The organism is [Clostridium] citroniae WAL-17108 (assembly GCF_000233455.1).
Taxonomy (GTDB): domain Bacteria; phylum Bacillota; class Clostridia; order Lachnospirales; family Lachnospiraceae; genus Enterocloster; species Enterocloster citroniae.
Genome location: NZ_JH376426.1, coordinates 207,559 through 221,335, shown reverse-complemented (window position 1 = coordinate 221,335; position 13,777 = coordinate 207,559). Strand labels below are relative to the sequence as shown.

The following is a 13,777-nucleotide window of genomic DNA, read 5'->3' as shown; positions in this document are numbered from 1 at the left end:
GTATGTGGAAAAGGCTGTTCCAAAATAAAATGGCGGTTGTGATGATCGTTATCCTGCTCATGGTGGCGCTGACAGGGATATTTGCCCCCTGGATCGCGCCCAATGATCCTTATGAAAATGATATCCTGAATAAGTTTGCAGGCGGCAGCCGTCAGTTTCCCCTGGGCACAGACCAGTTGGGCCGGTGTATCCTCTCCAGGATGATATATGGAATCCGCCCCACGCTGTTTCTGTCACTGGTGACCATGGTGGGAACCATTGGACTGGGGACCATCATGGGGCTTCTGGCCGGATATTTCCGGGGACCGGTGGAGGAGGTTATCATGCGTGCCGTGGATGTAATGATGTCATTTCCCAGTCAGATCATGGTCTTCGCCGTGGTGGCCCTGCTGGGGATCGATGTCCGCAATGTGATCATGGCCAATGTGCTGATCAAATGGGCCTGGTATGCCCGCATGATACGGACCAATGTAATGAAATACAGAGACAGGAACTTTGTGTTGTATTCCCGGTGCATTGGCAGCGGAGAGACATTTATACTGACCAGGCATTTGCTTCCAAGCATTGCCTCTGAGATGGCGGTTCTGGCTACCCTGGATATCGGCTGGGCCATCCTGAATATTTCCACCCTGTCCTTTCTGGGGCTGGGGGTGCAGGCGCCCACACCTGAGTGGGGAGCCATGTTAAACGAGGCAAAAAACGTGATGACCACCAATCCGGTGCAGATGATCGCCCCGGGGGTTGCCATTGTGGTGGTGGTTGCCGCATTTAATCTGTTGGGTGATGCCCTCAGGGATGCCCTTGACCCAAAGGAGGTGTTAAGTTGACAGAGCCGGTGTTGTCAGTAAGGAACCTGCATGTGGCGTTTCATTATAAAAAGCGTGTGCAGGAGATTATACGGGGAGTGGATTTTGACGTATATACGGGAAAATGCCTTGGGATCCTGGGAGAATCGGGGAGCGGAAAAAGCATGAGTCTAAAGGCCGTCATGGGGCTTTTGGACCAGAGCTTTTCTGTCCGTGGCGAGGCGGTGTACCAGGGGGAAGACCTGATCCGGACAGGCAGGGAGGGATTAAGACGGATCCGGGGCAGGCGGATCGCCATGATCCTGCAAAATCCCATGACCTGCTTTGATCCTCTGTACCGCATCGGTCATCAGATGGCGGAGACATATGGGGAGCATTTTGAAATGGGGAAAGAAGAGATCCACGCCCGTTCTATTGAGGTCTTACGATCCATGCAGATACGGGGAGCAGAGGAAGTCCTGAAAAAATATCCCCACCAGTTAAGCGGTGGTATGCTTCAGCGCATTATGATCGGGCTTGCCATGTCCATGGAGCCGGATATCCTTATTGCGGATGAACCCACAACCGCTATTGATGCAATTACCCAGTATGAGATCATGAAGGAATTTGTCAGGATAAAAGGGGAAGCCAGGACAGCTATGGTGTTTATCAGCCACGACCTGGGAGTTATAGCGGAGATAGCAGACCAGGTGCTGGTGATGAACCAGGGGAGAGTGGCTGACCGGGGGACATTCCGGGAGATCATGGAACATGCCCAGGATCCCTATACCAGGCTTTTGGTGGAAAAGAAGCGGGCTGTCATGGCCAGGTACAGGGAGGCGCTGGCAGGAAGGAGGATGAATCTGATATGAATATGATCGAGGCAGAGGGCATCAATGTAAGTTTCCGCAGGGAGAACCAGAAAAAGATATTCGGTACGGAGCGTCAGCAGGTGCTGTTTGACGTTTCCTTTCATGTGGAGGAGGGGGAGTGCCTGGGGATTCTTGGCGAGAGCGGAAGCGGAAAGAGCACGCTGGGCCGGGTGCTGTGCGGGCTTTTAAAGCCGGATAAGGGAAGCGTGCACCTGGATGGAAGCCGGTTGTACGGCGGAAAGAAAAATAGGGATAAAACCGTGATGAGTGTGGTTTTTCAGGACTACACCACATCGGCCAATCCAAGATTCAGAGTCAGGGATCTGATCGCTGAATCCCTGACAGTCAGGGAAAAGAAAGAGAAAATCAAGATGGATATGGAAAGGGAGCTGGAACATCTTCTGGACCTGGTGGGGCTGGACATGGGGTACAGGGACCGTTTTCCCCATGAACTCAGCGGAGGCCAGCTGCAGAGAGTCTGCATTGCAAGGGCCATTGCCGTGAACCCCAGAATCATTCTTTTTGACGAGGCCATCAGTTCCCTGGACGCCCACACCCAGGTCCAGGTCATGGACCTGTTAAAGGAGATCCAGCGAAAGCGGAACTTAACCTATGTATTTATCACCCATGATCTGACTTCTGTCACCTATATTTGCCACAACGTGCTGTTTCTGTATCAGGGAAGGGTGGCTGAGGTCCGGGAAGTGGACTGCATCTCCCAGGTGGAGCATCCTTATGCCAAAAAACTGCTGAACTCCATTGTGGAGTTTGATGACAGGGGGATCATTTCCAGGGAAGAAGAGGAACGCCGCATATGGGAAAAAGCAGTCTGACACTGACACACAGGGAATATCTGGCAGTGGCCATTCCCTTTATGGTCTCCACTGTAACGCAGCCCCTGCTGGGAGCAGTGGACACGGCAGTTATCGGCATGATGGGGGATGCTCCGGCCATTGCAGGGGTATCTCTGGGCGCAAACCTGTTTAATACCCTGTACTGGCTCTTTGGCTTTTTGAGAGTCAGCACCACAGGCCACAGCGCCCAGGTTCAGGGTACAGGGGATGACGGGGAGAAAAAACGCACCTTTTTCCTGCCTCTTTTCTCTGCGCTCTTGGTCTCCGCGGCCTTCCTGGTGTTCCAGGAACCCATCATCCGTGGATATCTGTGGATGACCGGACCGGAGGCAGCTGTGGCAGGGTATGTGCAGGGGTATTTCAGGATCCTGGTTTGGGGAGCGCCCTTTGTCATGTCCAATTATGTGATGCTGGGATGGCTCATGGGTCAAAGCCGTGTGAAGGCTTCCCTGTTTATGCAGATCAGCGGAAACATTGTAAATATGGCACTGGATTACTGGTTTGTATGTATCCTGGGAAAAGGGATCACGGGGGTTGCCGCCGCCACCCTCATATCCCAGGTTTATACCTGCTCTTGCGGCGTGCTTTGCATGTGCCGGTATGGGAAGTTTGGAACCGTAAATATCCGCGGACTTTGGGACCGCCGGGGTGTGAGAGGCATGGTACAGGAAAACAGGGACCTGCTCTTTCGCACCATCTGCCTGGTAATACACAATAATGTATTTGCAGCCCTGGGAGCCAGACTGGGTACGGACATCCTGGCAGTTAACGCTATCCTGCTTCAGATCACTTCCATACAGGCGTACCTGTTTGAGGGGCTTGCCAATGGTTCCAGCGTATTTGCGGGAAGGGCGGTCGGGCAGCGGTCACAGTCCCTGTTCAGGGAGATCCTGAAGAAGACATGGCAGTGGGGCTGGCTGGCGGCAGCGGCGATGAGCGGAGCATGCTTTGTGCTGGGCAGCCGCATGTTTATGGTATTTACAGATATACCCCACATACTGGAACTGGCGCGTAAGTACGGGATATACTGTTTACTCTACCCTCCGGTGGCAGCGGCGGGCCTGGCAGTTTACGGGGTATATACGGGCAGCAGTGTAACCAGACCGATATTTCTGTCCACACTGTGGTCACTGCTTTTGTGCCTGCCGGTATGCTGGCTGGGAGTATATGCCTGGGGCAATGACGGGCTGTGGATCGGGTACTTGACCTTTTATGGGGGCAGAAGCCTGGGGCTGGCAGCTTACAGACACAGTCTGTGGATGAAAGTGTGTTCCCGGAGTCTTCCAGGGACCCATCTTTGCGGCTGATTTCCCGCCAGCGCACACAAATTTATACACGGAAATAAAGAGGAGTACTGTTTGATGGAAAAAAGAAATGTGAGACAGGAAGGTAAGGCAGGACAGGAGACGGAAGGGAGACAGGAAATAAAATCCATACAGGTTGGGACATACCGGGCCGTGTCCGGCGAAAAGAAAAACATTTGGCTGGAAGTGGAGGACAGTGATATAAAACTCCCCATCACCGTGATCTGCGGCAGGGAGGAGGGCGCGACCGTACTCATATCCGCCGGAGTCCACGGGGCCGAATATATCGGCATCCAGACCGTAATGGAGCTGTCCCGTGAGCTGGACCCGGAGCTGGTCCATGGAAATGTGATCTGCCTTTTGATTGCCAATCCTTCGGCAGCCAGGACATTTACCAGATTTGTGGTGCCTGAGGACGGGAAGAACCTGAACCGGGTCTTTCCGGGAAAAAAGGATGGGACACTTTCGGAGAAGATCGCCTATGCCATGGTGCATGAACTCCAAAGCTTGGCGGATTACTGCATCGATGTCCATGGAGGCGATACCAGCGAGGAGGTGATGCCTTTTGTGTATTATACGGGAGCTGCCCGGGAGGAAGTGTGCCGGGCATCGGAGGCCATGGCCATGGCAACGGATACTGCTGTCCGAGCCAGATCAGGTGCCGCCACAGGCGCCTACAGCTGCGCCTGCATCCACGGTATCCCCTCGGTTCTCATGGAGAGGGGCGGAGGAGGGATATTTACAAATAAGGAGGTGGAACTCTATAAACAGGATATCCGCAATATCCTAATCCGCCTCCGGGTGCTGGAGGGCAGGGAGATACACACGATGACCCAGGAACGGGTCAGACGTGCGACCTACATTGAAGCTGAAACACAGGGGTTCTGGTATCCGGCGCTGGCGGCGGGGGACCGTTTTAAGAAAGGTGCCCTGCTGGGACAGGTGAAGGATGTGTGGGGAAGCCTTCTGGATGAATACAGGGCAGAGTACGATGGGATCGTGCTTTACCAGACCAGGGGGCTTGGAATCGGAGAGGGGGATCCTCTGATCGCCTACGGCATGCCGGAACAGGTCAGCTGATACTTCCCAGGTCCACATCGCATCCCTGGAAATATGTCTCCAGCTTTGCCTTGGATTCCTTCAAAAGCCGGATAATAGACTGCAGCTTGTCCTCGGAATAGCGGAAGGTTGGGATGCACACGCTCAGGGCGGCAATGACCTGGCCGTTGCTGCACAGGGGAATGCCTGCGCAGTTTAAAAGGGGCATACATTCCTCGTGTTCCAGGGCATATCCCCGGTTTCTGGTTTGCTCCAGCTCCCGGAACAGTTCCTCCCAATCCGTGATGGTGTTTTTTGTAAAGGCAGTGAGCCCATCCGGATACAGGGCCCGGATCTCATCCTTCGTCTTCTGGGCAAGGAGGGCCCGGCCAATGGCGGTGCAGTACAGGGGAATCTGCTTTCCCACATAGGAGACAAGCCTAAGAGGTTCCGCGGAATCTTCTTTTGCAATATAGAGCAGATTGCTGCGCACCTGGATTCCCAGCTGGCAGGTTTCATTGCTTTGGGAAACAATATATTTCATTTCGCTCTGGATAAATTCCAGGGCGTTTTTTGTATTGGTGTAGGAGGAACCCACAGAGTAAGCTGCGATTCCCATACAGTACCTGGATGTGTCCTTATGCTGGTAGATGAATTTCCTGGATGTCATGGTGTGCACAAGGGGCATGATACTGCTTTTGGGTGCGTTAAGCGCCCTGGACAGCTGGGTCAGGGTCATTCCGTCAGGATTAGTGGAAAGCAGTTCCAGGATGTCCAGGACGCGTTCCGTGGGTCTGTGCTGGTTTGATGGCATATGATCTCTCCCTTAAGTGTGTAAATGATCGGATCCGCCTTGGCGGATGGGGGCGGTTGGTAAAGGCTTCCGCCATGTCACCCCGGCATGATATTGCTGTCCTTCATACCCATGGAATGATTCTGATGGGCGTCCGGTATATCCGCCGGAGATGTTTGACGATCGAAACAGTCAGCCTATAAAGGCGCTTTAAATAATATTATAGCAGAAATCGTGCAGGTCTGTCACGAAAATGTGTATGCAAGCCAGGATATACGCTGTAAGCCCAGACGTACGCCGCAAGCCAGGTACCTGCTGCCGGTCCTAAGGATTTCCCACGCGGCTCAAGAAACTCCACAAAGAATTGCAGAAACCATTTTGCACATCATCTACAAATGAAAAAGAAAATTTTATTCAGTTCTCAAAAAGTCTTATTTAGTATCCCGGCGGAATTGACAAGAAGGCATGGAAATGATATCGTATCATTATAATGTACGTTATATCAAACTGAGTATGTATATACGTACCAATGACACTGTAATAAAAACACCAAGCAAACCGCTTATGAACATTTATGACCCAGGCCAATTGCCTGCAAAGAGGAGGAAAGAAATGTATAAGATCATAACACCTGTAGTAACTGTATTGGACCAGCATGAAAAGCCGGATCACGAGGCCAACAAGAAGGTGATCGATTTTCTTGTAAACGGAGGTGTGGACGGCATTCTGGTGCTGGGTTCCACGGGTGAATTTACAGGGATGGACAGACAGGAAAAAAGTGATTTTTTCCGCTTTTACGCGGAGTACACCGCAGGACGCGTAGAGCTGTATGCGGGGACAGGAAGCATGAATTTCCAGGACACGGTGGCCCTTTCCAACGAAGTCTGTGACATGGGGTATGCGGGGCCTATGGTAATCGGCCCATACTACTACGGGATGGACCAGGAAAAACTATTTATCTACTATGATACCCTGGCAAAGTCGGTGAAGGGCAGCCTTTACATATATAATTATCCGGCCAGGACAGGATATTCCATTGCCCCTTCCACCGTGGCAAGGCTGCTTGAGGCCAATCCCAATATTGCCGGTCTCAAGGATTCCGTGTCGGAGCCCAACCACACCAATCTCATCTGCCTGGCTGCAAGGGGGCATTCCTTTGACACATATTCTGGTTTTGACGACCAGTACCTGTATAACATCACCTCCGGAGGAAACGGGTGCATTGGGGGCCTGTCAAACCTGGTGCCGGAGATTTGGAGCGCGCTGGTGAAGGCTACCAATGATAAGGATTTCCGCCGGTCCATGGAACTGTCCGGGCTGATCCATGAACTGATGCCTTTATATGATCTGGATTCCAACTTTTCCCTGCTATTTAAGAAGGTGATGAACCACAGGGGACTGGGGATCGCGGACAGGGCTATTTTCCCCTACAATCAGATGGGGGATGAGACCTTCCAAAGAGCCGTAAAACTGGTAGACCAGGTGCTGGAAAAGTTTAAGGCCCTGAACAGCCGTCAGGGACAGTACAGTTAATAAGTGCAGTATGAACCATCTTGTTTTATACCCCCTGGCATGATAAAATAAAAAAGGCGTCCGCGGTTGGACGGCGTTTCAGGCAAGGGGGTTTTGACATGATAGACAATAATAAGACCATATTATTCGAGCAGACACCGGTACCAAAAGCAGTGATGCAGCTGGCGGTGCCCACGATCCTCAGTTCGCTGGTCATGGTGATCTATAATCTGGCAGATACATATTTTGTAGGTATGATGAATAACCCGGTGCAGAACGCGGCTGTTACGCTGGCTGCACCGGTTTTGCTGGCTTTTAATGCGGTGAACAACCTGTTTGGAGTGGGAAGTTCCAGTATGATGAGCAGGGCGCTGGGCAGGAAGGATTATGAGGCGGTCCGAAGAAGTTCGGCCTTTGGGTTTTACTGCGCCCTGTTCAGCGGCATTCTGTTTTCCCTTCTGTGCACCGTATTCCTCCATCCCCTGCTGGTGCTTTTGGGGGCGGACGCCAACACCATGGAAGCCACTTTGGGATACCTGAAGTGGACTGTTCTCTTCGGGGCAGCCCCTGCCATTCTCAACGTGGTCATGGCCTACATGGTACGCTCTGAGGGATCGGCCCTCCACGCCAGCATTGGAACCATGAGCGGCTGCTTTCTCAACATTATCCTGGACCCTGTTTTTATCCTTCCATGGGGGCTGGACATGGGGGCGGCAGGAGCAGGACTGGCCACCTTTTTGTCCAACTGCGTTGCCTGCATTTACTTTTTTGTACTATTGTATGTCAGGCGAAAGAATACCTTTGTGTGTATCCTGCCTAAGAAATTTTCCATGCAAAAGGCCGTTGTGCTGGGCGTGTGCGGCGTGGGCATCCCCGCTGCCATCCAGAACCTTCTCAACGTGACCGGGATGACCATACTGAACAATTTCACTTCATCTTACGGTGCCCAGGCAGTGGCGGCCATGGGCATTTCCCAGAAGATCAATATGGTGCCCATGCAGGTGGCCATGGGATTCTCCCAGGGAATCATGCCCCTGATCAGCTACAGCTATGCCAGCGGGAACCATAAGCGCATGAAGGAGACCGTGATCTTTGCCGTCAGGACCCTGCTTCCCTTCCTGATCGTGGTATCTCTGGGATATTATTTTGGCGCAGGCACCCTGATACGGTCCTTTATGAACAATGAGAGCATTATTGCGTACGGCACACGGTTTTTGCGGGGCTTTTGTCTGGGACTGTCCTTTCTGTGCATGGATTTCCTTGCCGTGGGCGTGTTCCAGGCCGTGGGCATGGGGCGGGCCGCCCTCAGCTTTGCCATCCTGCGAAAGATCGTATTAGAGATACCGGCCCTCTATGTGCTGAACCGGCTGTTTCCCCTGTACGGCCTTGCCTATGCGCAGTTTACAGCGGAATTTGTACTGGCTATTGCTGCCGTATTCATGCTGTGCCGCATTTTCAGGAAAATGCAGAGGGATGACCGGACCGCATCTGAGGGAGCGTCTGGACAAACCTGACGGAATTTGTTATAGTTAGAAAAGAAAAAAGGCCGGCCTTATCCGGCCGTTGATAAAAGGAGAATAGTAAGATGGCAAATCCAGTAGTTACCATTACCATGGACAATGGGGATGTGATGAAGGCTGAGTTATATCCGCAGATCGCACCCAATACAGTTAACAACTTCATCAGCCTTGTAAACAAGGGCTTTTATGACGGGAAGATCTTCCACCGTGTAATCAGCGGATTCATGATCCAGGGCGGATGCCCCAACGGAAACGGTATGGGCGGTCCGGGCTACTCTATCAAGGGAGAGTTTTCGCAGAATGGTTTTAAGAATGATTTAAAGCACACGGCAGGCGTTCTTTCCATGGCCAGATCCATGATGCCGGACTCTGCCGGCTCCCAGTTCTTTATCATGCATGCCACTTCCCCGCATCTGGACGGTGCCTATGCCGGATTTGGAAAGGTGACAGAGGGTATGGATGTTGTGAACAAGATCGCGGATGTGCAGACGGATTATAATGACCGTCCCATGAAGGAGCAGAAGATCAAGTCCATGACAGTGGAAACCTTTGGGGAGACATATCCGGAACCGGAGACAGTGTAAGCAACAGTAAAAGGCAGGCCGTGTATGGTAATCGAATATAGGATCCAACTGGATGGAGTATCCCATCCGGTGATTATATCTGATGAGCCTGAGGCCCTTCTGGCAGCGCAAGCAGCCGGGAGGGCCATTATTGGCGTTCAGGGAGATGGAAATAAATGGTATTTAAAGGGCGTTTCCTATGTTATTCCCGGGTTTGAGGATGCCAGCCGGGAACTGGCACAGCTGGTGCTGCGCCGGCATCTGGGGTTGCCCTGGCTCATTGCCTCCACAGGAAGGCTGGTCATACGGGAGTTTGTGGAGGAGGATGCGGATCATATACCTGAGGAGGAGTACGGTGCCCAGGAGGGCGTGTTCCGTTCCCGGGAGCTTCTGGCCCTATACATAGACAGGCAGTATGGATTTTACGAATACGGGACCTGGGCCCTGACGGAGAAAGAGACGGATGTGCTGGTGGGAATGGCCGGGGTCTCCAATCCCAGGCTTCCGGAGGAGATGGAGGAGCTTTTATACCAAAACGATCCGGACCGGACCGTGCCGTGGCTGGAGCTGGGATATCACATTTTCCGGCCGTACAGGCGCCGGGGGTATGGGGCCGAGGCTGTTTCCGCCATCATGGACTATGCCCATGAGGTGCTGGATGTCAGGCTGTGCGCCCTGATCGATGAAAAAAACCAGGCGAGCCGCGCGATGGCGGAACGCCTGGGAATGGAATGTATCAGAGAAACCCGCATTCTGCCCCCAATCAGGGAAGCAGATAACCGATCACCAACCGGGGATGCAGGTACCCAACCACCGGTCAGGGAAACAGGTACCCGACCATCACAAGGGCAGCTTCTTTATGCGGAGCGCTGGATATCACCGCCAGATAGGGAGGATCCATAAGGATCCCGGTTTCCTGGGCAAAGGCGGTATCCTCCAGGGAAATGGCAAAGGGCTGTAAGCTGCCCTGTTCATCATTGGCACGGTATATATGGTCCTTCACCTTGTGGTAAAGTTCGGGAGGCAGATACTCCTCCAGGTTCTGATACGCATTGATGGAGGCATAGTGGTCAATGGAGGCCTGGTCCCCTATGACCACATCCAGTGACCTGCTGGCCACCAGTGCGGATATCTTGGCAAGAGTTGCATAATCGTACTGGGACATGCTGTCTTCACTAAAGCTTGCAGACAGGCCTTCGTTAAATTCGATCAGGTCCTTGCTGCCGCATCCAAGGGCCTCCTTAAGCCCTGCCTCCAGACCGGCGGTGGAACTGGTGGTTCCCGCCCTATCATTGATGACGGCTATGGACAGCCGGGTGGTAAAAGTCTGGCGGTAGATCATGGTGCCCACGGTCCACAGGGCGCCGGCTGCCAGTATCAGGGCCAGGATGTGGAATTTATAATATTCCCATACATACCATGCCCTGTCCTTCCAGGACATGTTCTTTAACTTTTGTTTCTCAGCCTCAGCTTCTTTTCTTACGGACATAGAAATGCTGTTCCTTCCATTTTATGTATTGTTCATATGGTATTTCCTGTTAGTATACCATAGAATGGGAAAAGGGGCACATTAAAAATTTATGAAAATGATTGATATATGGCGCAGGGGGGTAGGGCATGTTATAACTCTTTGCATTTTCTGTTTAATATGATAGAATAGTTCTGAAGTGTGTTTGAAAATCTATTTACAGAAAGAAGAGGACGGTATATGTTGCAAGGTTTATTCAATTATGACAATCCGGTGTGGAGGTTCATAGGCAAGCTGGGAGATCTGATCCTCCTCAACATCCTGTGGATCATTTGCTCCATCCCTGTGTTCACCATTGGCGCTTCCACTACGGCCGTATATTATGTAACCCTGAAACTGGCAAGGGATGAGGATGATTCCACCATCCGTTCCTTTTTCCGGTCCTTTAAGAATAATTTTAAGCAGGCAACTGCCATCTGGCTCATCCTGCTGGCGGCAGGACTGGTGCTGTCGGTGGACTTCTGGTTTTTTATCAGCGGACAGATGGCCCTTGGAGGTATATTAAAGACAGTTCTCACCGCTGTGTCAGGGGGAATGCTTTTAATCTACATGTTTATCCTCACCTACGTATTCCCACTGCAGGCCAGGTTCTATAACCCGGTAAAGCGGACCATCATGAACGCGTTCTTTATGTCGGTGCGGCATCTGCTGCAGACCATTGGCATCCTTGTCATTGATGCGGGCATGGTGGCCGCCTCCTATTTCAGCCTGTTTTACCTGCCCCAGGCTTCCATGCTCCTGATGCTTTTTGGAATGCCGCTGATTGCGTTTGTCAATTCTTACTTTTTTACCATGATCTTTAAGAAGTACATTCCCAAGGAAGATGAGGACAAGGTACATTCTGATTCCACGCCCATGCTGGGTGAGGAGGACGAGGCCATGAAAAAGGCAATTGAAAATTTAAAGAGCAGATAATCTCCGGCCGGCAGAAAAAAATCTGCCGGTTTTTTCATTTTTAACTTGAAAAAAACCTGAAAGTATTGTATACAATATAATGTATTATAAAAACAGAAATACAAACAATTTGTAACAGTTCAGAACAGAGGGAAAATGAATGTCCTGAACAGTGTCAGCAATTTACATATAGAGGAGCGCAGGTATGATTACACATTTACGCTTAAAAGCATATGGAAAGATCAATTTGGCCCTGGATGTGCTGGGCAGGCGCCAGGACGGATACCACGAAGTGCGGATGATCATGCAGACCGTTGGGCTTCATGACCGTATTGACCTGTACCGGACCAGCGAGCCGGGCATACGGATTGAGACCAACCTGTTCTATTTGCCTACCAATGAGCAGAATCTGGCTTACAGGGCTGCAAAGCTTCTGATGGATGAGTTCCATATCAGGCAGGGGGTTGCCATTCATCTGCGCAAGTTCATTCCCGTGTCCGCGGGCATGGCAGGCGGAAGCACGGACGCTGCCTCGGTGCTGTTTGGCGTGAACAAGATGTTCGGGCTTGGCCTTACCACCAGGGATCTGATGGAGAGAGGCGTGACGCTGGGGGCTGACATCCCGTACTGCCTGATGCGGGGAACCGCTCTTTCCGAGGGGATCGGTGAAAAGCTCTCCGAGCTGCCTCCCATGCCACAGTGCCAGGTGCTCATAGCAAAACCGGGTATCAGCGTTTCCACCAAGACCGTGTACGAGAGACTGGATGCCATGGAGCTGGCCCCGGAAGACCACCCGGATATAGACGGAATGGTGGATGCGATCCGCCGCCGGGACCTGATGGAGGTGGCCGGTAAATTCGGCAATGTGTTGGAACTGGTAACCGGGGAAACGTATCCGGTGATTGCAAAGATCGAACAGGTGATGCGGGATTACGGGGCGGTAAACGCCATGATGAGCGGCAGCGGTCCCACCGTATTCGGGCTTTTTACCAATCCAAGAGCGGCCCAGTCAGCTTATGAGGCGCTTCGGTTTGGGCAGGCTTCAGAGCTTGCAAGGCAGGTCTACCTGACTAACTTTTTTAATGTGAGAAGAAATCAGTAATAGAGTATATCAGTCATGGCAAATCATGGAGGAAAGGGGTTTGATACAATGGAAAATAATTTTAAGGTTAACATGAACGAGTACCTGCCGCTGAGGGATGTTGTATTTAATACATTAAGGCAGGCTATATTAAAGGGGGAGCTGGCTCCGGGAGAGCGTCTCATGGAGATCCAGCTGGCGGAAAAGCTGGGGGTCAGCCGCACACCCATCAGGGAGGCCATCCGCAAACTGGAGCTGGAAGGCCTGGTGCTGATGATACCCAGAAAGGGCGCCGAGGTTGCCAAGATATCTGAGCGGAGCCTGAGGGATGTGCTGGAGGTGCGCCGTTCCCTGGAGGAACTGGCCATAGAACTGGCCTGTCAGAGGATGTCCGAGGAAGATATGGATGAGCTGGAGCGGGTCCAGGGAAGCTTCAGGAATGCCATTGCCAGGGGAGAGGCAATGGCTATTGCGGAGACAGATGAGCATTATCATGATGTGATCTACCAGGGGACAGGCAACGACAAGCTGGTTCAGATGCTTAACAATCTTCGGGAACAGATGTACAGATACCGCCTGGAGTACATAAAGGATGAGGATAAGCGCCAGGTCCTTCTGGTGGAGCATGAGCACATTCTGAAGGCCCTGAGAAACCGCAATATCGCGGAGGCCAAGAACGCGGCCAGGGAGCATATTGATAACCAGGAGATCACGGTTTCCCGCAATATCAAGGAGCAGGAAATGGACAGCGCGGCTGTAGGCCGGGGGAGAAGGTAATGGAGGAAGATTTGGACAGGAAAGAAGCATTAAAAGAAGGAACCTTTAAGGAGCGTTATCTGGCAGGGGAGATCCCCTTTGAGGAGATAGACCGGTATATCAGCCGCTGGAACAACAGTGATGATCCCCGCACCCTGGCCCAGTACCTGGGCCTGAATGCAGAGGAAGAGGATGTGTGGATCGATGTGAGCGATGAGGCGCTTCAGGAATTGCTGGACGGACAGAAGGCGCTTTAATATATTTTATTTGGGAATAC

At 52.0% G+C, this 13,777-nt stretch carries 15 protein-coding genes; 13 read left to right on the top strand and 2 right to left on the bottom strand.

All coding sequences use genetic code 11. The features are described from left to right. Window positions 1–2 precede the first annotated feature (2 nt). Genes opp1C through HMPREF9469_RS21330 form a run of 5 tightly spaced genes read left to right on the top strand, consistent with a single transcriptional unit; the run spans window position 3 to window position 4,895 of the window. Window positions 3–827: a nickel/cobalt ABC transporter permease gene (gene opp1C / locus HMPREF9469_RS21350; protein ID WP_007866617.1), complete on the top strand. Its 825-nt coding sequence runs from the start codon at window positions 3–5 to the stop codon at window positions 825–827. Beyond that, window positions 824–1,657 (top strand): ABC transporter ATP-binding protein, encoded by an 834-nt coding sequence (locus tag HMPREF9469_RS21345; protein ID WP_007866616.1) that lies wholly within the window; start codon window positions 824–826, stop codon window positions 1,655–1,657. The genes opp1C and HMPREF9469_RS21345 overlap by 4 nt, the downstream gene beginning before the upstream one ends. Continuing rightward, complete coding sequence (locus tag HMPREF9469_RS21340; protein WP_007866614.1) at window positions 1,654–2,490, top strand: ABC transporter ATP-binding protein; 837 nt, start codon at window positions 1,654–1,656, stop codon at window positions 2,488–2,490. The genes HMPREF9469_RS21345 and HMPREF9469_RS21340 overlap by 4 nt, the downstream gene beginning before the upstream one ends. Then, complete coding sequence (locus HMPREF9469_RS21335; protein ID WP_007866612.1) at window positions 2,472–3,818, top strand: MATE family efflux transporter; 1,347 nt, start codon at window positions 2,472–2,474, stop codon at window positions 3,816–3,818. The genes HMPREF9469_RS21340 and HMPREF9469_RS21335 overlap by 19 nt, the downstream gene beginning before the upstream one ends. 54 nt (window positions 3,819–3,872) lie before the next feature. Continuing rightward, the gene (locus HMPREF9469_RS21330) at window positions 3,873–4,895 is read left to right on the top strand and encodes a M14 family metallopeptidase (protein WP_007866611.1); all 1,023 of its coding nucleotides are present in this window, start codon (window positions 3,873–3,875) and stop codon (window positions 4,893–4,895) included. Here HMPREF9469_RS21330 and HMPREF9469_RS21325 read toward each other — a convergent pair. Further along, window positions 4,888–5,667 (bottom strand): IclR family transcriptional regulator, encoded by a 780-nt coding sequence (locus tag HMPREF9469_RS21325; protein ID WP_007866610.1) that lies wholly within the window; start codon window positions 5,665–5,667, stop codon window positions 4,888–4,890. The genes HMPREF9469_RS21330 and HMPREF9469_RS21325 overlap by 8 nt on opposite strands. 591 nt (window positions 5,668–6,258) lie before the next feature. Between HMPREF9469_RS21325 and HMPREF9469_RS21320 the strand changes: the two genes are divergently transcribed. The 4 genes from HMPREF9469_RS21320 to HMPREF9469_RS21305 all read left to right on the top strand — a co-directional run bounded on the left by HMPREF9469_RS21320 (window position 6,259) and on the right by HMPREF9469_RS21305 (window position 10,144). Then, the gene (locus tag HMPREF9469_RS21320; protein WP_007866609.1) at window positions 6,259–7,179 is read left to right on the top strand and encodes a dihydrodipicolinate synthase family protein; all 921 of its coding nucleotides are present in this window, start codon (window positions 6,259–6,261) and stop codon (window positions 7,177–7,179) included. A gap of 98 nt (window positions 7,180–7,277) precedes the next feature. Then, window positions 7,278–8,672 carry an MATE family efflux transporter gene (locus tag HMPREF9469_RS21315; protein ID WP_007866608.1) on the top strand — a complete coding sequence of 465 codons (1,395 nt, stop codon included), beginning with the start codon at window positions 7,278–7,280 and terminating at the stop codon, window positions 8,670–8,672. Between the two features lie 71 nt (window positions 8,673–8,743). Beyond that, entirely contained in the window at window positions 8,744–9,262 is a 519-nt protein-coding gene (locus HMPREF9469_RS21310; protein WP_007866607.1) for a peptidylprolyl isomerase, read from the top strand. 24 nt (window positions 9,263–9,286) lie between these two features. Continuing rightward, window positions 9,287–10,144, top strand: coding sequence for a GNAT family N-acetyltransferase (locus HMPREF9469_RS21305; RefSeq protein WP_007866604.1), 858 nt, complete (start codon window positions 9,287–9,289; stop codon window positions 10,142–10,144). On the opposite strand, the gene HMPREF9469_RS21300 is transcribed toward HMPREF9469_RS21305, so the two are convergent. Beyond that, window positions 10,059–10,730, bottom strand: a complete 672-nt coding sequence (locus HMPREF9469_RS21300) for a hypothetical protein (RefSeq protein WP_007866602.1) — start codon at window positions 10,728–10,730, stop codon at window positions 10,059–10,061. The two genes, HMPREF9469_RS21305 and HMPREF9469_RS21300, sit on opposite strands and share 86 nt — an antisense overlap. A gap of 219 nt (window positions 10,731–10,949) precedes the next feature. On the opposite strand from HMPREF9469_RS21300, the gene HMPREF9469_RS21295 reads away from it, so the two are divergent. From HMPREF9469_RS21295 to HMPREF9469_RS21280, 4 genes are all read left to right on the top strand, one after another. Beyond that, on the top strand, window positions 10,950–11,684 hold the full coding sequence (locus HMPREF9469_RS21295) for a YesL family protein (RefSeq protein ID WP_007866599.1): 735 nt from the start codon (window positions 10,950–10,952) through the stop codon (window positions 11,682–11,684). Window positions 11,685–11,868: 184 nt separating this feature from the next. Further along, window positions 11,869–12,765: a 4-(cytidine 5'-diphospho)-2-C-methyl-D-erythritol kinase gene (gene ispE, locus HMPREF9469_RS21290; RefSeq protein WP_007866596.1), complete on the top strand. Its 897-nt coding sequence runs from the start codon at window positions 11,869–11,871 to the stop codon at window positions 12,763–12,765. A gap of 48 nt (window positions 12,766–12,813) precedes the next feature. Next, complete coding sequence (locus HMPREF9469_RS21285) at window positions 12,814–13,521, top strand: GntR family transcriptional regulator (protein WP_040417065.1); 708 nt, start codon at window positions 12,814–12,816, stop codon at window positions 13,519–13,521. Beyond that, window positions 13,521–13,757, top strand: a complete 237-nt coding sequence (locus tag HMPREF9469_RS21280; protein ID WP_007866590.1) for a hypothetical protein — start codon at window positions 13,521–13,523, stop codon at window positions 13,755–13,757. The genes HMPREF9469_RS21285 and HMPREF9469_RS21280 overlap by 1 nt, the downstream gene beginning before the upstream one ends. Window positions 13,758–13,777: the final 20 nt, after the last annotated feature.